General features: G+C 73.7%; 15 protein-coding genes. 9 read left to right on the top strand and 6 right to left on the bottom strand.

Annotated features, from left to right (window positions below):
* Positions 1 to 2: 2 nt before the first annotated feature.
* Entirely contained in the window at positions 3 to 2,366 is a 2,364-nt protein-coding gene (locus tag OHA89_RS33055) for an FHA domain-containing protein (protein WP_266611438.1), read from the bottom strand.
* Between the two features lie 162 nt (positions 2,367 to 2,528).
* On the opposite strand from OHA89_RS33055, the gene OHA89_RS33050 reads away from it, so the two are divergent.
* The 5 genes from OHA89_RS33050 to OHA89_RS33030 all read left to right on the top strand — a co-directional run bounded on the left by OHA89_RS33050 (position 2,529) and on the right by OHA89_RS33030 (position 7,712).
* Positions 2,529 to 3,548 carry a cation diffusion facilitator family transporter gene (locus OHA89_RS33050; protein ID WP_406367768.1) on the top strand — a complete coding sequence of 340 codons (1,020 nt, stop codon included), beginning with the start codon at positions 2,529 to 2,531 and terminating at the stop codon, positions 3,546 to 3,548.
* Positions 3,549 to 3,613: 65 nt separating this feature from the next.
* Positions 3,614 to 4,093 carry an NUDIX domain-containing protein gene (locus OHA89_RS33045; RefSeq protein ID WP_406367767.1) on the top strand — a complete coding sequence of 160 codons (480 nt, stop codon included), beginning with the start codon at positions 3,614 to 3,616 and terminating at the stop codon, positions 4,091 to 4,093.
* A gap of 46 nt (positions 4,094 to 4,139) precedes the next feature.
* Positions 4,140 to 5,396 carry a Tm-1-like ATP-binding domain-containing protein gene (locus tag OHA89_RS33040; protein ID WP_266611433.1) on the top strand — a complete coding sequence of 419 codons (1,257 nt, stop codon included), beginning with the start codon at positions 4,140 to 4,142 and terminating at the stop codon, positions 5,394 to 5,396.
* Positions 5,397 to 5,514: 118 nt separating this feature from the next.
* A complete protein-coding gene (locus OHA89_RS33035) occupies positions 5,515 to 7,137 on the top strand; it encodes a serine/threonine-protein kinase (protein ID WP_406367766.1) in 1,623 nt (540 codons plus the stop codon).
* Positions 7,134 to 7,712 (top strand): hypothetical protein, encoded by a 579-nt coding sequence (locus OHA89_RS33030; RefSeq protein ID WP_266611429.1) that lies wholly within the window; start codon positions 7,134 to 7,136, stop codon positions 7,710 to 7,712. Before OHA89_RS33035 ends, OHA89_RS33030 begins: the two co-directional genes overlap by 4 nt.
* A gap of 286 nt (positions 7,713 to 7,998) precedes the next feature.
* On the opposite strand, the gene OHA89_RS33025 is transcribed toward OHA89_RS33030, so the two are convergent.
* Positions 7,999 to 9,288 (bottom strand): ATP-binding protein, encoded by a 1,290-nt coding sequence (locus OHA89_RS33025; RefSeq protein WP_215148506.1) that lies wholly within the window; start codon positions 9,286 to 9,288, stop codon positions 7,999 to 8,001.
* A gap of 160 nt (positions 9,289 to 9,448) precedes the next feature.
* Between OHA89_RS33025 and OHA89_RS33020 the strand changes: the two genes are divergently transcribed.
* A complete protein-coding gene (locus OHA89_RS33020) occupies positions 9,449 to 10,912 on the top strand; it encodes a hypothetical protein (protein WP_406368678.1) in 1,464 nt (487 codons plus the stop codon).
* A 120-nt stretch (positions 10,913 to 11,032) separates the two neighbouring features.
* Positions 11,033 to 11,815, top strand: a complete 783-nt coding sequence (locus tag OHA89_RS33015; protein WP_266611427.1) for a serine protease — start codon at positions 11,033 to 11,035, stop codon at positions 11,813 to 11,815.
* Positions 11,816 to 11,832: 17 nt separating this feature from the next.
* Here the strand turns inward: OHA89_RS33015 and OHA89_RS33010 are convergent, their stop codons facing one another.
* From OHA89_RS33010 to OHA89_RS32995, 4 genes are all read right to left on the bottom strand, one after another.
* Positions 11,833 to 12,318 (bottom strand): NUDIX domain-containing protein, encoded by a 486-nt coding sequence (locus tag OHA89_RS33010; RefSeq protein ID WP_215148502.1) that lies wholly within the window; start codon positions 12,316 to 12,318, stop codon positions 11,833 to 11,835.
* 29 nt (positions 12,319 to 12,347) lie between these two features.
* Positions 12,348 to 14,000: an apolipoprotein N-acyltransferase gene (gene lnt / locus OHA89_RS33005; protein ID WP_406367765.1), complete on the bottom strand. Its 1,653-nt coding sequence runs from the start codon at positions 13,998 to 14,000 to the stop codon at positions 12,348 to 12,350.
* Between the two features lie 30 nt (positions 14,001 to 14,030).
* Positions 14,031 to 14,546: a hypothetical protein gene (locus OHA89_RS33000; protein WP_266611425.1), complete on the bottom strand. Its 516-nt coding sequence runs from the start codon at positions 14,544 to 14,546 to the stop codon at positions 14,031 to 14,033.
* Between the two features lie 111 nt (positions 14,547 to 14,657).
* The gene (locus OHA89_RS32995) at positions 14,658 to 15,716 is read right to left on the bottom strand and encodes an NAD(P)/FAD-dependent oxidoreductase (RefSeq protein WP_266611423.1); all 1,059 of its coding nucleotides are present in this window, start codon (positions 15,714 to 15,716) and stop codon (positions 14,658 to 14,660) included.
* A 100-nt stretch (positions 15,717 to 15,816) separates the two neighbouring features.
* Here OHA89_RS32995 and OHA89_RS32990 point away from each other — a divergent pair, with 100 nt between their 5' ends.
* Together OHA89_RS32990 and OHA89_RS32985 are read left to right on the top strand one after the other, a co-directional pair.
* A complete protein-coding gene (locus OHA89_RS32990) occupies positions 15,817 to 16,407 on the top strand; it encodes a TetR/AcrR family transcriptional regulator (protein WP_257557908.1) in 591 nt (196 codons plus the stop codon).
* A gap of 8 nt (positions 16,408 to 16,415) precedes the next feature.
* Positions 16,416 to 17,342: an ADP-ribosylglycohydrolase family protein gene (locus OHA89_RS32985; RefSeq protein ID WP_266612553.1), complete on the top strand. Its 927-nt coding sequence runs from the start codon at positions 16,416 to 16,418 to the stop codon at positions 17,340 to 17,342.
* Positions 17,343 to 17,353: the final 11 nt, after the last annotated feature.

The raw sequence follows: 17,353 nt of genomic DNA, 5'->3' as shown, positions 1-17,353 counted from the left end.
AGCTACTTCCGCATGATCGTCGGCTCGTGGCGGCGCAGCACCCGGATCACCAGCACGGCGAACAGCACGGACAGGCCGACCAGCATCCCGACCTCGAGCATCCACACGTCGGCCTTGTGATCGAACAACGGGTCCTGGGTGATCTTGCCGGGCACGATGGCACCGAGGTCGATGGTGGCCGACATCGCGCCCATGGCCCACCGGGCCGGCACGAACCAGGCCAGCTGTTCGATGACGAGGACCCCGGTGAGTTTCAGCAGGGAGCCGCAGAAGACGACCTGGACGATGGTGAGCAGGACCAGCAGCGGCATGGTGACCTCCTCCTTGCTCACCAGGGCGGAGATCAGCAGTCCGAGCACCATGGCGGTGACGGACAGCAGGGCGACGACGAGGGTGATCTCGATCAGCGGTGGCAGGAAGAGACCCTTACCGCCGGGGGCGTTGATGCGGACTCCGGCGAGGCCGACCAGGGTGAGGACCACGGCCTGGGCGATCGTGACCGCGCCGAGGACCACCACCTTGGACATCAAATAGGCCGACCGGGACAGGCCCACGGCGCGCTCGCGCTGGTAGATGACGCGTTCCTTGACGAGTTCGCGCACCGCGTTGGCGGCGCCGATGAGGACTCCGCCCACGCACAGGATGAACAGGGCGTTCAGCGCCGTCTCGGCATTGAGGACGCTGCCGGCCAGCGCGCGGGTCATGGCGCCCATGACGAACGGCAGCGCGACCATGATGATCAGGAAGGTGCGGTCGGCGCTGAGCACGGCGGAGTACCGGCGGATCAGGGTGGAGAGCTGGGAGCCCCAGCTCTGGGCCTTGGGCGGCGAATGCGGCACGACGCCGGCGACCCGTCCGACCTCCCCTGCGGGCGGCGGCCCGCCGGCGGCGACGTCGACGTAGCGGCGGTGCAGCGGTGAGGCCCGGTAGTCCCCCGCCCAGTCGCGGTCGCGCTGGTTCTCGAACGCCTCGAAGGCTTCGGGCCACTGGTCGTAGCCGAAGAATCCGAGGGCCTCGTCGGGGGGGCCGTAGTAGGCGATGCGCCCGCCGGGTGCGAGGACCAGGAGGCGGTCGCAGACCTCGAGGTTGAGCACGCTGTGGGTGACGACGATGACCGTGCGGCCGTCGTCCGCGAGGCCGCGCAGCGTGTGCATGACGGATCGGTCCATGCCGGGGTCGAGGCCGGAGGTGGGTTCGTCGAGGAAGAGCAGGGAGGGCTTGGTGAGCAGCTCGAGGGCGACGGAGACGCGTTTGCGCTGGCCGCCGGAGAGGCTGTGGATGGGCTGGTCGGCGCGCTCGACCAGACCGAGTTCGCGGATCACCTCGTCGACGCGGGCCTCACGTTCGGCCTTGGCGGTGTCCTGCGGAAAGCGCAGCTCGGCGGCGTAGACGAGGGCCCGGCGGACCTTGAGCTGGGAGTGCAGGATGTCGTCCTGGGGCACCAGGCCGATGCGGCTGCGCAGCTCGGCGTAGTCCCGGTAGAGGTCGCGGCCGTCGTAGAGGACGGTGCCGTGTTCGGCGGGGCGCAGGCCGGTGAGTGCGCCGAGCAGGGTGGACTTGCCGGCGCCGCTGGGTCCGACGACGGCGAGCAGGCACTTGGCGCCGACCGGGAAGGAAACGCCCTCCATCAGGGTCTTGCGTCCGTGGTCCACGGTGACCGTCAGGCTCTGGACGTCGAGGGACACCTCGCCGTTGTCGACGTACTCCTCCAGCCGGTCACCGACCAGGCAGAAGGCCGAGTGGCCGATGCCGACGATGTCGCCCTCGGCGACGGGGGCCACCGCGACGGCGGCGCCGTTGAGGTAGGTGCCGTTGTGGCTGCCCAGGTCGACGATCTGGTAGCTGCCGTCGGGCAGGCCGCGCAGTTCGGCGTGTCGGCGGGAGACCACCAGGTCGTTGACGACCAGGTCGTTCTCGGGGGCCCGGCCGATCCGGACGGTCGTACGGGCCGGCAGCGGGCGGACGGCGGAGGGCGTGCGGAAGGTACTGGTCAGCGCGGGGTTCGAGACCCGGGACGGCCGGCCGGCATGCGGCGCGGGGGCAGGCGCGGCACCGACGAGGACGGCGCGCGGGCCGTCCTCGGCGCTGCCGAAGCGCAGTTCGCTGCCGACGCCGACGCTCCACTCCTGGACGCGCTGGCCGTCGGCCCAGGTGCCGTTGGTGCTGTGGTCGTCCTGCACCGTCCAGTGGCCGTCGTCGGGGCGCAGGATCGCGTGGTGCCAGGAGACGCGGGCGTCGTCGAGGCAGATCTCGCAGAGCGGGTCCCGGCCAACGTGATACGTCCGGCCCGGGCTCATCGGAATGGAGCCCGTGTCGGTTTCCAGAACGAGCTCGGGTGCGGTCGGCACACCGGGGCGCTGGACCATGACCAGATTTTCCCACGATCTGATCGACCCGGCACCGGTCGAGCATCGTCGCAGGTCAGAGTCCCCTTAAGGGTAATGACAACGGTCCCCGTTGCAGCCTTTGCCCATCTCGCCGGGGTGCGCTTCACTTCACGCGACGGAACCGAACAAACGGGGGACGCCATGAACGGGCACGACCACGCGCACGACACGGGCCACGACCACGGCGCGCACGGCCACGGCGGGCACAGCCACGGCGTCGCCGCCGACGCCGACCAGCGCTGGCTGGCCATCGCGCTCGGTCTGATCGGCACGTTCATGGCCATCGAGGTGGTCATCGGCGTGGTGGCCAATTCACTGGCCCTGATCTCCGACGCGGCCCACATGCTGACCGACGCCGTCTCGATCGTCCTCGCGCTGATCGCGATGCGGCTGGCCGCCCGGCCGGCGCGCGGCGGCTTCACGTACGGCCTCAAGCGGGCGGAGATACTTTCCGCCCAGGCCAACGGCCTGACCCTGCTGCTGCTGGCGCTCTGGCTGGCGTACGAGGCGGTGCGGCGGCTGATGGACCCGCCGCCGGTGGAGGGCGGGCTGGTGCTGGTGACGGCGCTCGCGGGCATCGTCGTCAACATCGCCGCGGCCTGGTGCATCTCGCGGGCGAACCGCTCCTCGCTCGCCGTCGAGGGCGCCTACCAGCACATCCTGAACGACCTGTTCGCGTTCATCGGTACCGCCGTCGCCGGTCTGATCGTGCTCACCACCGGGTTCCGGCAGGCCGACGCGATCGCCACCCTCGTGGTGGTGGTGCTGATGGTCAAGGCGGGCTACGGGCTGGTCCGCGAGTCCGGCCGGATCCTCCTGGAGGCCGCCCCGGCCCACGTGGACCCGGACGCGGTGGGCGACCGGCTGGTCGGACACCCGCCGGTCACCGAGGTGCACGACCTGCACATCTGGACCATCACCTCCGGGCAGGCGGCGCTCTCCGCGCACGTGCTCGTCGAGCCGGCGGGCGACTGCCACGCGGTGCGCCGGGACCTGGAGCGGCTGCTGGCCAAGGAGTACGGGATCACGCACACCACCCTCCAGGTGGACCACGTACAGGACTCGCTCCTCACGGTCGGCCGCGCCGGTCAGGACGCGGCGGATCCGCACTGCGCGGACGCGCACGGTCCGGTCCACCGCCAGGGCCCGCACGACCACTGAGCACCGGACACCGAACGCCGGACACCGACCAATGACCCGCCGCCGCGCGGGGCATACATGGGCCCATGACGCACAAGCGCAGTGCCGGACTGCTCCTGTTCCGCCGAACGGGTGAGGATTCGGACCCCGGGGTCGAGGTCCTGCTCGGCCACATGGGCGGCCCGCTCTGGTCCGGGCGGGACGCCGGGGGCTGGGCCATCCCGAAGGGCGAGTACGAGCCGGACGAGACGCCGCGGGACGCGGCCCGCCGGGAGTTCACCGAGGAGATCGGGCTGCCGCCGCCCGAGGGCCCGTACCTGCCACTGGGCGAGGTACGGCTGACCAGCGGAAAGCTGGTGACCATCTGGGCGGTGGAGGCGGACCTCGATCCCGCACTGATGGTGCCCGGGACCTTCACCATGGAATGGCCGCCGCACTCGGGGACCGTACAGGAGTTCCCCGAGCTCGACCGCGTGGCGTGGTTCGCTCCCCCGACGGCGCGAGAGAAATTGATTCCCTCTCAGATGCCTTTCCTGGAACGTCTGTTGGAGATGCTGAAGGGCTGAAACGCGTCGGCTTGCCAGCGGGTCCGCCTGCCTGCACATTGCACACATGACGAACGTCGTGCTGGTGGGAACCCTGGACACCAAGGGTGTGGAGTACGGCTGGCTGCGCGAAAGGCTGCTGCGCGCCGGCGTCGAAGTGGTACTGGTCGACACGGGGGTGATGGGCGAGCCCCGGGTACCCGCGGACGTGCCGCGTGACGCGGTGGCCCGGGCCGCGGGAACGGAACTGTCGGAACTGCGTGAGGCCGCCGACCGGGGCGCGGCCGTCACCACGATGGCCCAGGGCGCGGAGGCGACCTTGTTACGCCTGCACGCCGAAGGCCGGCTGCACGGGGTCCTCGCGATCGGCGGCAGCGGCGGCACCTCCATCGCCACCCGGGCGATGCGCGCCCTGCCGCTTGGCGTACCCAAACTGATGGTCTCGTCCATGGCGTCCGGCGATGTCGCGCCGTACGTGGGCTCCTCGGACATCACGATGATGTACAGCGTGGTGGACATCGCGGGGATCAACAGCATCTCGGCGCCCGTCCTGGCCAATGCGGTGGAGGCGATCGCCGGGATGGCCCGGGCCTTCGCCCGCGCGTCCCTGGACCTGCACCGCCCGCCCCGGCTGGGGGCGGGCGACCGCCCGCTGATCGCGGCGAGCATGGCGGGCGTGACCACGGTCGGCGTGGACGCGGCCCGCGAGCGGCTGACCGAACTGGGCTACGAGGTACTCGTCTTCCACGTCAGCGGCTCCGGCGGCCGCACCCTGGAGACGCTGGCCGGCCAGGGGGTCTTCGCGGGCGTCCTCGACCTCACCCTCAGCGAGCTCGCCGACGACCTGTGCGGCGGCATCCTCACCGCGGGCCCCGACCGGCTCAGCGCGGCCGGCCGGGCCGGGATTCCGCAGGTGGTGAGCCTGGGGGCGCTGGACATGGTCAAGTTCGGCCCGCTGGAGACCCTGCCCGAGCGGGTCCGCCACCGGCAGGTCCACGTCCACAACCCGTCCATCACGGTGATCCGTACGACCGAGGACGAGTGCACCGAGCTCGGGCGCCGGGTCGCCGGCAAACTCCGCGTGGCGACCGGCCCCACGGCCGTCTGCGTCCCACTGCGCGGACTGTCCACCCTCGGCGCCCCCGGTGGGCCGTACCACGACCCGGCCGCGGACCGGGCGCTGTTCGCGGCGCTGCGCAAGGGTCTGCGGGGCAGCGGCGCCGTCCTGCACGACTACGACACCCACATCAACGACCCGGCGTTCGGCCGTTCGGCGGCCAAACGACTTCATGCGATGATCTGCGCGCAGCGGGCCGCCGCCTGAGACACCCCGACCGGCCGGGAACCGGCCACGGCGGAAACCGTGTCCCTGGGGGTGGCCGGTCGAGGGACGACCCGGCTGCGGGGCCTGGGCACGGTGACGTCATGGACGGGGGCAGACGATGAAGAGCGCATGGGCAGTGCCCGGTTATGCGGAGGTCCGGGAACTGGGCTCGGGCGCCAGCGGTCGCGTGGTACTCGCCGTCCATCAGGCGACGGGCACGGCGGTCGCGGTGAAGTACCTCAGCGACCGGCTGCGCGAGGACCCCGCGTTCGTCGGGGAGTTCCGGGCGGAGGCCCGGCTCCTCGGCGCTCTCCACTCCCCGTACGTGGTGCGGCTGTACGAGTACGTGGAGGCGCCGGGCGGCGCCGCCATCGTGATGGAACTGGTCGACGGGATCTCCCTGCGCGCCCTGCTCAAGCAGTCCGGGCAGACCGGTCCCGAGGCCGCGCTCGTGGTGCTGAAGGGCTCCCTGCTGGGGCTCGCCGACGCGCACCGTGCTGGCGTCGTCCACCGCGACTACAAACCGGAGAACGTCCTGGTCGCGGCGGACGGATCCTCACGCCTCGTGGACTTCGGGATCGCGGCGAACCGCGGCACCACGCCGGGTGTGGCCGGAACCCCCGCGTACATGGCACCCGAGCAGTGGCAGGGACGGCCGGCCTCGCCCGCGGCCGACGTGTACGCGGCGACGGCGACGTTCTTCGAGTGCCTGACCGGCCACAAGCCCTTCGGCGGGGAGAACTTCGCGGAGCTCGCGGTCCAGCACATCGAGGCGCCGGTGCCGGAGGGCGAGGCTCCGGAGCCGGTCCGCCCGCTGATCCGGCGGGGCCTGGCCAAGGCCCCGGAACAGCGGCCCGAGAACGCGCAGGCGTTCGTCGCGGAGCTGGAGGACGTGGCGCAGGCCGCGTACGGGCCGGACTGGGAGGAGCGCGGCCAGCGCAAGCTGGCGGCGCTGGCGGCGCTGCTGCCTCTGCTGTTCCCCTCCTCGGGCGCTCCGGCGTCGGGGACCACGGCCCTGGCGTCGACCACGCTGACGCCGCCGGCGAGCAGTTGGCTGCCGGGCCGCCGCGGCGCCGTGGCCGCGGGTGTGGCCCTGGTGCTCGGGGCGATGATCGTGTTCGCGGCGCAGGCGGCCGGTGAGCAGTTGGACGGGGCCGCGGCGGTGACCGCGTTCGCGACGACCAGCCCGGCCCCGGGCGGCGGCTTCCCCACGCCCGCGCCGGGCTCTTCGCCCTCGCCCTTGCCCTCGCCTTCACCGTCCGTATCGTCCTCCGCGTCCGCGTCCGCGTCGCCGTCCGCTTCCGCCTCCGCCTCCCCGTCGCCTTCGGCGAGCCCGGGCTCCTCCCCAGCGGCCACGCCGACGGTGACCGGCCCGACGACCGTGCCGCCGACCACGCAGCCGCCGACCACGAGGCCGACCGTGGTGGTCGGGGCGATCAAGGTGGACTTGCGGCAGGCGGACTTCACGGTGGGCGAGGCGAGCATCTCGATCGACGCGAAGGGCACCGCTCCGGTAACGGTCACCGTGGAGTGGTTCAGCAGCAACCAGTCCGGCGTGCTCGGCGCGGCGGACGGCCGCGCCGACACCCTGACCTACCAGCCGGGCGGCGGAACGCTCGTCCGGCGGCACACCTTCTCCGGCCAGGGCTGCTACTGGGGCGTGCGCGTCACGACCAAGCCGGCCGCCGGCAACGGCTCCCAGACCGACCAGGTATGGCTTTCGAGGTGCCAGATCCGATGAGCGACGACGACTACAGCGCCACCGTCCTCGGCAGCCACTGGATCAGTGGTCCTCCGCAGCCGCAGGAGGCCGTGCCCGACCGGATCGAGGGATCGGTCCTGCGGTTCGGGCCCGGCGTGACGGCCTCGATGCCCGCGCCGTTCCCGGTGACCGCCCCGCCGGCGCCGGAGCGCCGCGGATCCGGCGGATGGCGGCGCTACACCCTCGCCGCGGTCGTCCTGCTCGCGGTCCTCGCGTACCTCGGGTGGCAGCGCTTCGGGCCCGCCATCGAGGTCCGGGACGTGGCCGTGAGCACCGATCCCCAGGGCCCGGCCTGCGATGCGGCGGCCGACGTGGTGGCCGTCGTACGGACCAACGGGCGCCCGGGGACCCTCACCTACCGGTGGCTGCGCAGCGACGGCACGCACTCCGAACGGCTGACCGAGCGGGTGCCGCGCGGGCAGCGGGAAGCCCGGCTGCATCTGCTGTGGACCTTCCGGGGCACGGGCACCTACCCCGCGAAGGCCGAGCTCGAACTGGTCTCGCCCGAGCGGAGGACGGCCGCGGTGGAGTTCACGTACCACTGCTCCCCGTAGCGGGCCGCTAGGCCTTTCGGCCGGGGCGGCCGTGGCCGTCCGGCCGAAGCGGGGGCACCGTGCCCGCTGGTTGACTCGCTGGTGTTGACGAGGACGCTCAGGAACGTCCTCCGGCACCCCTGCGTGTCACGTTCCAGCCGGCGAACACCCCAACCGGAGCGTGGCCGTCCCGCACGGATGCCAAGTCCACGCGGGAGGCCCGCGGCCGCTTTGGGGAGTGACCGCGGGCCATTTCGCGTCCGGCCGTTCGGCCGTCCCGTCCCCCGCCGCAACCGGGGGACGGAGCTCAGAACCGGGCGTGGGCGGTGATGTCCGCCTCGAACTCGCCCGTCATCGCCGGGGTCACCGTCGGCCGGCACTGCCGGACCGCCGCCAGGTAGTCCTCCGTGCTCGCGCCGAGCTGGGCGGCCGCCGCGCCCCGCACGCCCACCGCCTCCAGGTCCCGCTCGAAGGACACCTGCGCCGCGATCCGCGCCGCGTGCTCGATGTCGGCCGGGGTGAACAGCTCGGTCGCCGCCACCAGCGCCGCCACGTCGACGTCCGCGCGGCCCGCCGTGTAGCGGGACCAGATCGCGGCGCGGGCCCCGGCGTCCGGGGTGCCGATCGGGATCAGGTAGTCGAAGCGCCCGGGCCGCAGGAAGGCCGGGTCGAGGGAGCGGATGGAGTTGGTGGCGCAGACCAGCAGCCGCTCGTCGCCCTCGCGGAAGCCGGGTATCAGCTTGAGCAGCTCGTTCGTCACCCCGTGGATCCCGCCGGGCTGTGCGGGCTCTGTGCGCACGGGCGCGATCTCCTCGACCTCGTCGATGAAGACGAGCACCCGTTCCAGCTCGGCGATCCGGGCGAAGGCGTCGCGCAGCGCGGCGGCCAGGTTGCCCTCGTCGGCGAGCCGGGAGGGCAGCAGTTCCACGAAGGGCCAGCCGAGCCGGGAGGCGATGGCCCGGGCGAAGGTGGTCTTGCCGGTACCGGGCGGCCCGAAGAGGGTGATGGCGCGCGGCGGCCGCACACCGTGCGAGGCGGCCCGCTCCGGTTCGGCGAGCGGCAGCACCACCCGGCGCTCGATGAGGTCCTTCTCCCGCTCCATGCCGGCGACCTTGGCCCACAGGTCGTTGGGCAGGAAGCGGCCGCCGAGGTCGTCCAGGAGGCCCGCGGCCGGTCCGTGCAGCGGCTCGGTCTTCTCGAAGTAGGCGACGGCCGGCTGCCGGGTGTACCCGGCGTTGAGCAGCCCCTCGCCGAGCAGGTCCTCCTCGGGAAGGACGTACGCGATGCGGCCGACGCGGGCCGCGATGAGCCGCCGCTCCAGCTCGACGAGGAGGGCGCTGGCCAGGCCCCGGCCGCGCCAGCCCGCGGCGATCGCGATGCGCATCACCCAGGCGCGCTCCCCGGTGACGCAGGCGAGGGCCGCGCCGATCGGCACGCCCTGGTGGACGGCGACCACGCAGGGCTGCCGGTCCGTGAGGGCGCTGATGCACTCGGCGAGCGAGAAGACGGACTCCTGGCCGAGTTCGGCCGTGGTGTCGATCAGGTGGACCACCGCTGCGAGATCACTCTCGCGGTAGTCGTGGATGAGCCAGTTCACCGGGTACCGCCCCTCGTTCGTGCTCCTGCGGCGAGGCTAGGCGCGGGCGGGCCGGGCGATCACGCTCCGCGGTGCACAACAGCCGGTCCGGAAACCGTCCGTGTCGTCCATAGACTGGTGGCTTCCGCCCGAACACCAGACCGAGGATCCCAGCACCTTCATGCTTTGCCACATATCCGCGGCCCGACGCGGGCATCTCACCTGGCTCGTCCCGTTCCTCTGGACCGTCGCGCTCGGACTGTGGGGGCTCTCCCGCCAGGACAGCGTGTGGCGGGACGAGGCGGCGACCTGGCAGGTGGCCGGGCGGCCGGCGGGCGAGATCTGGGCCATGCTCGGGAACGTCGACGCCGTGCACGGGCTGTACTACCTGCTGATGCACGGCCTCTTCGGGGTCTTCGGGGCGAGTACGACGACCCTGCGGCTGCCGTCCGTGCTGGCGGTCGCCGCCGCCGCGGCGTGCGTGGCGCTGATCGGGCGGCGCCTCGCCGGGTTCTGGGCGGGGCTCGGCGCCGGGCTGGCCCTCGGGCTGCTGCCGGCCGTGCAGTTCTACCTCCAGGAGGGCCGGCCGTACGCGCTGGTCGCGGCCGGGGCCGGGCTGTCGACCCTGCTGCTGGTGTCGCTGCTGTCCCGGCAGCCCGGCCGGCCCGGGCGGCGGGCCTGGCCGCGCTGGACGGCGTACGGGATCACCGTGCTGGTCTGCGCCCTGCTGAACTGGCTGTCGCTGCTGATCCTGCCCGCCCACGCCGTGACGCTGTGGTGGGTGCGGGCCGGGCGGGGGGTGTGGCTGCGCTGGGCGGCGTACGGTGCGGGCGCGGTGGCGGGGGCGCTGCCGCTGATCCTGTTCAGCCGGGGACAGTCCGACCAGGTGTCGTGGATACCGCCGCTGACCTGGCACATGCTGATCGGGCCGGGAATCCTCCTCGCGATCGGCGGCCTCGGCGCGTGGGCGGACCGCCCCGACCGGGCGCGGCTGTCGGCGGCGGCGGTCGGGCTGCCGCTGCTGGCGGTGCCCCAGCTGGGGCTGGCCGGGCTGTCGCTGGTCCAGCCGCTGTTCCTGGACCGGTACGTGCTGTTCTCCATGGTGGGCCTGGCGCTGCTGATCGGCGCCGCGCTGGGCGCTGCCGTACGGGCCTGCGCGCCCCGCTTCCCCACGGCGGCGGACCTGCTCGTGCCCGGCGTGGTCGGGGTCGCGGCCCTGGCCCTGCTGCCGGTGGAGCTGGGCAAGCGGGCCCCGGCGAGCCGGGTCGACGACGTCCTGGCCGTGGCCGGGGAGGTGGCACGGCTGAAGCGGGACGGGGACGCGGTGCTGTTCGTCCCGGCCGCCCGCCGGGACACCGCGCTGGTCTCCCCCGACGCCTTCACGGGCCTGGCCGACATCGCCCTGGCGAGCACCCCCGTCGCCTCGGACACCCTCAAGGGCGAGGAGTCCGATCCGGCCGGGATCCGGGCGGCGCTGCTCGGTCAGCGGCGGGTGCTGCTGGTCACGGACGCGGCGAAGGTCGCCAAGCCGGCGTCGGCGGAGCGCGACAAGGCGAAGGCCGCCGTCCTGCGGGAGCGGTTCACGGTGGTGGAGGACCGGCAGGTCCGGGGCCGCCGCGTGACCGTGTACGAGCGCCTCGGGTAGAGCTCGTCCGGGCAGCACCCGGCCCGCCCGCAGGGGCTTCACACCGCGTGCACCGGATTCACAGCTGATTCATACGGAATAACGGGCTCCGGACATAGGTTCGCCGGGCAGTGTCGAGACATGATCCACCGCATGCTCCCCCAGCCCCGAGCGGTCGGCCGTGCTCATGCCCGGCGGGCGTCCCGGATCCTGGCGGCGCTGGCCGCGATGGCCGCGCTGCTCAGTGTGGACGTGCCCGACGCCGCGGCGGAGCCGCCGCTCGGCGTCACCGCGCAGGCCGTGCCGGACGCCACGGCGGACCGGGTGGGCGCGCTGTTCGCGGGAGGGCTCGACGGCGGGCACTTCTGCACCGCCGCGGTGGTGCGCAGCGACGACCGCGATGTCATCGCCACCGCCGCGCACTGCCTGGACGACCCTGACACCACCGTGTTCGCACCGGGCTACCGGGACGGCGAGGCCCCGTACGGCACGTGGAAGCTCACGGGCGTGTACGTGGCCCCGGGCTGGACGGACGGCGAGGACCCGGACGACGACATCGCCTTCGCGACCGTGGCCCCGGTGGACGGCGGGCGGTCCGAGCCGGTCGAGGACCTCGTCGGCGGCTTCCCGGTCGCCGCGGAGCAGCCGGCCGACGCCACGGTGACCGTCATCGGGTACCCGCGCAGCGAGGAGGCTCCGCTGCGCTGCGCCAACACCACCGCCCTGTTCTCGCAGACCCAGCGCCGCATCGAGTGCCCGGACCTCAGCGGCGGCACCAGCGGCAGCCCCTGGCTGGTGGACGGCGCCCTGGCCGGGGTGCTCGGCGGCCACGAGGGCGGCGGTACCGTGCCGGAGGTCTCGTACAGCGCGCTGATGGGCGACCAGGCGGTGGAGCTCTACCGCGAGGCCTCGGACGCCGGCTGACTCCGCCGCCGTGCGGACTACTCAGTGATCCCGACCGGGACCTCGAACCAGGTCGGCTCGTCGCGCAGGGCTCGGTGGATGCGGTCCAGGGCGAACTGCTCCAGCGGCGGCAGCGCGTCCACCTCGAACCAGGCCACCTCCAGCGACTCGCTGTCGTTCGCGCGCGCCTCGCCGCCGGTCGCCCGGCAGCGGAAGGTGATGTCCTGGAACTGGCAGACGTCGCCGTTGGGGTAGGTGATGGGGGCGAGCATCTGGACGAGGACCACGCGCTCGGGGACACACCGCACGGCGGTCTCCTCGTACACCTCGCGCACGGCGGTCTCGGCGGGCTGCTCCCCCGGTTCCGCGATTCCGCCGACCACGGACCACCGTCCGGTATCGGAGCGCCGGCCGAGCAGCACCCGGCCCCGGTCGTCGACGACGATGGCCGTGACGCCGGGCAGCAGGAGCAGCCGGTGCCCGGCGGTGGCGCGGATCTCGCGGATGAAATCGGGTGTGGTCATCCCCCGACCCTACGGCCCCGACCGGCCCCTTACGCCGCGGCCCGGCGGGCGCGGATCCGGCGGGTCAGGGTCCAGCCGAACCCGGCCGCGGCGAGGACGAGCAGCGCGTACTCGGGCAGCGGTCCGAGCCTGGTCGCGGGGGTCTCGGTGGAACGCAGCGGGATCTCGGTGACCAGCGCGTCCGCGGTGAACATCTCCGTCTGCCGCACGATGGTCCCGTCGGGGCGGATCACCGCGCTCACCCCGCTGGTGACCGGTACGAGGACGGTCCGGCTGTGCTCGACGGCGCGGATCCGGTCCATGGCGAGCTGCTGGTAGGTCATCTGGCTCCGGCCGAAGGTGGCGTTGTTGCTGGGTACGGCGATGACCTGGGCGCCGTCCCGGACGGTGGAGCGGACTGCGTCGTCGAAGGCGGCCTCGAAGCAGGTGACCATGCCGATGCCGCTTCCGGCCATGTCGAACACGCCGGGGTCCTTGCCGGGGCCGAAGTCGCGGCGCACCCGGTCCACGTCGGAGCTGAAGAGCCGGACGACGGAGCGCATCGGGATGCGCTCGCCGAAGGGCTGGATCTTGCGCTTGTCGTAGGTCTCGGTGGGGCCCTTCACCGGGTCCCAGAGGATCATCGTGTTGCGCAGCGGACCGGTCTCGGGGGCCACCACGGCGCCGATGGCCACGGGCACGCCGATGGCCTTGACCGCCTTGTCGATGACGGCGTAGGCGTCGGGCTGGGAGTACGGGTCGAGGTCGGAGGAGTTCTCCGGCCAGACCACGAAGTCGGGCTTCGGGACGCGGCCCGCCTTGACGTCCTCGGCGAGCTGTTCGGTGCGCTTGGCGTGGTTGTCCAGGACCTGGCGACGCTGGGCGTTGAAGTCGAAGCCCAGACGCGGCACGTTGCCCTGGATGACGGCGGCCACGACGGTGCCGTCCTCGGCCGCGTCGGAGACCAGCGGCCGGGCGGCGAGAGCGGCGCCGATGGGGGCGACGACGGTGAGCGCGGCCAGCGCGGCGGTTGCCCGGCGGGGGTGGTCGAGGGCGGTGCGCAGGGCTTCGTACAGCCCGAATCCGCAGAGGGCGACGGCGAAGGAGAGCAGCGGGGTGCCGCCGAGCGCGACGAGCGGGGTGAAGACGCCGTCGGCCTGGCCGAAGGCGAGCTTGCCCCAGGGGAATCCGCCGAAGGGCACGCGGGCCCGCAGTGCCTCACCCGCGACCCAGACGGCGGCGGCGAACCACGGCCAGGCCGGGAGCCGGCTGACGAGGGCGATACCGAGTCCGGTCAGGCCGATGAAGACGGCCTCGAGGGCGGCCAGCGCCAACCAGGGCACGGGGCCGACCTCCTCGCCGGTCCAGACGAGGAGCGGCAGCAGGTAGCCGAGGCCGGCGAGAAACCCGAGCCCGAAGCCCGCCCGGGCTCGGCGCCCGCGCAGACAGCCGGCCAGCAGCGCGAGGGCAAGGGGCGCCAGCCACCACAGGGGGCGGGGCGGGAAGCTGAGGTAGAGCAGCACCCCGGCGACGGCGGCGCACAGGGCCCGCACCAGCCAGGCACCGTTCCGCTTCGCGGTGGCGGCGGGGGCGGCGGGGTGTGCGGAGGGGGGCGCCGCGGGCTCCGTGGCGACTTCTGCCCGGGCTTCGGCGGAGGGGTCCGCGGGCTCGTTCCCGGCCGCGCGGGTGACACTGCTGCTCATCTGGCGGAGTGTACGTCGTGTACGTCCGCGTCAGCGGGCGAGGGCACGCAGGTGGACGCGGATGACCCGGACGGCGTTCTCGGCGTCGTCGACGGTGACCGTGAAGAGCTTCCCGTCGTCGAGCGTCACTTCCAGGCCCTCGCCGCGGCGGACGATGACCGCGGTGCCCCTCTCGGGGCGCCAGCGGTAGCCCCAGCCGCCCCAGTGCTGCGGGCTGATCCGGGGGATGAACTCGGCGGACCTCACCTCCGCGAGGCGGATCTTGCGGCGCGGCACACCGATGTGGCCGCAGCGGACCTCGAGGGCCTCGGAGTCGACGGTGACGGCCACGTGCACGAAGGCGAGGGTGCCGTAGAGGATGAGGAGCCCGGCGGCGAGGCAGCCGACCACGGCCATGAGCAGCGGGACGATGCCGGCGGTCCAGGCGTTGTCGACGGCGAGTTCGACGCCGAGCGCCAGACAGGCCGCACCGGCCGCTGCGAGCAGCCACTGCACACGGTTGGAGGCCCGGCCCGTCCAGAGCGGACCCGGGGGGTGACCCGTCATGGGTAGCAGCGTACTCACGTTCCGCATGCGCGCCACCGCCTCTCGCCCAGTCGACGTACCGCGCGCCTGCCCGCCCTTGACCTGAACCAAACTTGAGGTCCTACGCACCCTCTAGCCGGGGAGCAGGCGCACCAGCGCGTCACGCAGGCCGGGGTGGCGGGCGGTCACGAAGCGGTGCAGGGTCCGGGAGCCGAGGGCGACCCGCTGGGCGCTGCGGCGGCGCTCGGTGTCGTACGCGCGCAGGGCTGCGGGCAGCCCGCCCGGTCCGACGGCTGCGATCTCGGCGACGGCGCGGGTCAGGGCCTCGGCGTCGAGCAGGGCGGTGCAGGCGCCCTGGCCGAGGTTGGGGGTCATGGCGTGGGCGGCGTCGCCGACGAGGGCCACCCGGCCGGCCGCGACGAAGGCGGGCAGCGCCGGGTGGAGGTGGCGCATCTCGTACCGGATCCAGGTGGCGGGGTCGGTCTCCGCCAGGACCCGAGGGATGGGATCGTGCCAGCCCGCGAAGGCGTCCCGCAGCTCGTCGGCGGTGGTTGCATCGGGGACGGTGGCGTACCAGTTGGTGCGGCCGGGCTCGACGGGGGTCATCCCGAAGAAGCGGCCCTCGCCCCAGGTCTCGCCGTACACGCCGGTCTCGAATCCGGCGATGCCGATCCAGGCGACGGAGCCGATCGCGCGGGGGCCGCTGGTCCGGCCGAAGTACGCGGTGCGGACCGCGCTGTTGATGCCGTCGGCGCCGACGACGAGGTCGGCCTCGAGGCCGGCCGGGTCGGTGAGGCGCCGCCCGTAGACGATCTCCGCACCGCCGGTCCGGTCGAGCTCGGCGAGCAGGGCGTCGATCAGGCGCGGGCGGGCTATGAGCAGTTCGGGCCGGCCCGCCTTGCGTTCGATCCGCTCGAGCGGGAGGGCGGCCAGCACCGTGCCGTCGGGGCGCCGGATCCGGGCATCGCGGTACGGGACGGCGTGCGCCCGCAGCGCCTCGCCGAGGCCCAGCCGCTCGAGCGCGGCCTGGGCGGTGGGGTGGATGCCGAAGGCTGTTCCGTAGCGTTCGAGCGCCGTCCGGCCTTCGAGCACGGTCACCGCCCAGCCCGCGCGCCGCAGGCCGATGGCGGTGGCCAGCCCGCCGACCCCCGCACCCACCACGACAGCCCTGCTCTTGCTCCTGCTCCTCATGCCCGGCTCCTCCGCCCGTCGCCGCCCCGACTGCGACTACGACCTCGACCCACCACGACCACCACGTCCGTGGTACCACGGCCGTGGTTATGCTGGCAAGGTGAATCAGGACCGGAGGGACCGGCTGCGGGACGCGGCCATCGCCGTACTGGCGGACGCGGGCGGGCGCGGGCTGACGCACCGGGCCGTCGACGCGGCCGCCGACGTGCCGACGGGTACGGCCAAGAACTACTTCCCGACCCGCGACGCACTGCTGCGGGCGGTGGCCGAACGCTGCCTGGAGCAGTACCGCGCGCTGGCCGCCGCGCTGGCGGGGGCCGGGCCCGGACCGTCCGACGCACAGGAGCTGGCGGCGCTGCTCGCGGGGCTGCTGCGGAATGTGGCCGGGCCGGGCCGGGCCCGTGTGCTGGCCTATCTGGAGCTCCAGACCGAGGCGACGCGGCGGCCCTGGCTGGCCGAGCTGCTGGACCCCATCGCCGCCTGGGACTTCGCGGCGTACCCGCACCTGCTGCGCGCCGCCGGGCTGCCGGCCGGTCCGGAGCACGCCCGCGCGCTCACCCTCGCCCTGCACGGCGCCCTCCCGCACCTGCTGGCCGGCGCCCCGGACACCCTGGCGGCCGCCGGCCTGGACGATCTGGACGCCTTCACCCGCGGCCTGCTGGCCACCATCTGCCCCGAGGAGACACAGTGACCACCACGATGCCGACCCGACTCGACCGCGCCGTGGGCGCCGTACTGGGCTCGGCGGCGGGCGACGCATTGGGCGCGCCGTACGAATTCGGTCCGCCGGGGCAGTTCGGTGAGCGCGGGGAGGAGATGCGCGGAGGCGGCGGCTGGGATCCGGGCGAGGCGACGGACGACACGCAGATGGCGGTCCTGGTCGGCGAGTCCCTGCTGGAGCACGGCGGCCTCGAACTCCCGGACATCTTCGGCCGGTTCCAGCGCTGGGCGGCCGGGCACCCCAAGGACATCGGCCTCCAGACCGAGGACGTACTGACCAACGGCGAGCCCTGGGACCGCGCCGCGGCGCTGCACTTCCAGGTCAACGCCCGGGCGGCGGGCAACGGTTCGCTGATGCGCGCGGCCACCTCGGCCGTGTACTTCGCGGGCGCCGGCCGCGAGGGGACCATGGACGCCGCCCGGCGGATCGCGGCACTGACGCACGGCGACCGGGCCGCCTGGGAAGGGACGGCCATCCTGCACGAGCTGGTCCGGGTGGCCCTGGAGGGTGCCGATCCGCTGGCCGCCCTCCCCGCCACGCTCGGCGCGGTGCATCCGGACCACCGCGAGCGCTACGGCCGGGTGCTCGACCCCGCGTGGCACCCCGGCCTGGCCACCGAGTTCAACGGGGCGGTGTGGCCCTGCCTGGGCTCGGCGGTGTGGGCCCTGCGGACGACCACCGGGTTCGCGGAGGCGGTCCGGGCCGCCGTGGACCTGGGCGGCGACACCGACACGGTGGCCGCGGTGACCGGCGCCCTGGCCGGGGCCCGGTACGGGGAGCGGGAGATACCCGGTCACTGGAGCGCCGCACTGCACGTGCCGCTGCCCGGGTTCGGGGACCGGGTCCTGGACGCGGACGATCTGCGCGCGCTCGCCCGGCGGCTCGCTTCCGCCGGCACCTCTTGAAGCCGGCGCCC

This window comes from Streptomyces sp. NBC_01546, assembly GCF_045208355.1.
Classification (GTDB): Bacteria; Actinomycetota; Actinomycetes; order Streptomycetales; family Streptomycetaceae; genus Streptomyces.
This window is presented reverse-complemented; position numbering and strand designations above follow the sequence as displayed.

What these genes read in the sequence shown, in the direction of transcription:
- OHA89_RS33055 (WP_266611438.1), bottom strand. Translation starts at nt 2,366, where the DNA reads ATGGTCCAGCGCCCCGGTGTGCCGACCGCACCCGAGCTCGTTCTGGAA.
- OHA89_RS33050 (WP_406367768.1), top strand. Translation starts at nt 2,529, where the DNA reads ATGAACGGGCACGACCACGCGCACGACACGGGCCACGACCACGGCGCG.
- OHA89_RS33045 (WP_406367767.1), top strand. Translation starts at nt 3,614, where the DNA reads ATGACGCACAAGCGCAGTGCCGGACTGCTCCTGTTCCGCCGAACGGGT.
- OHA89_RS33040 (WP_266611433.1), top strand. Translation starts at nt 4,140, where the DNA reads ATGACGAACGTCGTGCTGGTGGGAACCCTGGACACCAAGGGTGTGGAG.
- OHA89_RS33035 (WP_406367766.1), top strand. Translation starts at nt 5,515, where the DNA reads ATGAAGAGCGCATGGGCAGTGCCCGGTTATGCGGAGGTCCGGGAACTG.
- OHA89_RS33030 (WP_266611429.1), top strand. Translation starts at nt 7,134, where the DNA reads ATGAGCGACGACGACTACAGCGCCACCGTCCTCGGCAGCCACTGGATC.
- OHA89_RS33020 (WP_406368678.1), top strand. Translation starts at nt 9,449, where the DNA reads ATGCTTTGCCACATATCCGCGGCCCGACGCGGGCATCTCACCTGGCTC.
- OHA89_RS33015 (WP_266611427.1), top strand. Translation starts at nt 11,033, where the DNA reads ATGATCCACCGCATGCTCCCCCAGCCCCGAGCGGTCGGCCGTGCTCAT.
- OHA89_RS33010 (WP_215148502.1), bottom strand. Translation starts at nt 12,318, where the DNA reads ATGACCACACCCGATTTCATCCGCGAGATCCGCGCCACCGCCGGGCAC.
- lnt (WP_406367765.1), bottom strand. Translation starts at nt 14,000, where the DNA reads ATGAGCAGCAGTGTCACCCGCGCGGCCGGGAACGAGCCCGCGGACCCC.
- OHA89_RS33000 (WP_266611425.1), bottom strand. Translation starts at nt 14,546, where the DNA reads ATGACGGGTCACCCCCCGGGTCCGCTCTGGACGGGCCGGGCCTCCAAC.
- OHA89_RS32995 (WP_266611423.1), bottom strand. Translation starts at nt 15,716, where the DNA reads ATGAGGAGCAGGAGCAAGAGCAGGGCTGTCGTGGTGGGTGCGGGGGTC.
- OHA89_RS32985 (WP_266612553.1), top strand. Translation starts at nt 16,416, where the DNA reads ATGCCGACCCGACTCGACCGCGCCGTGGGCGCCGTACTGGGCTCGGCG.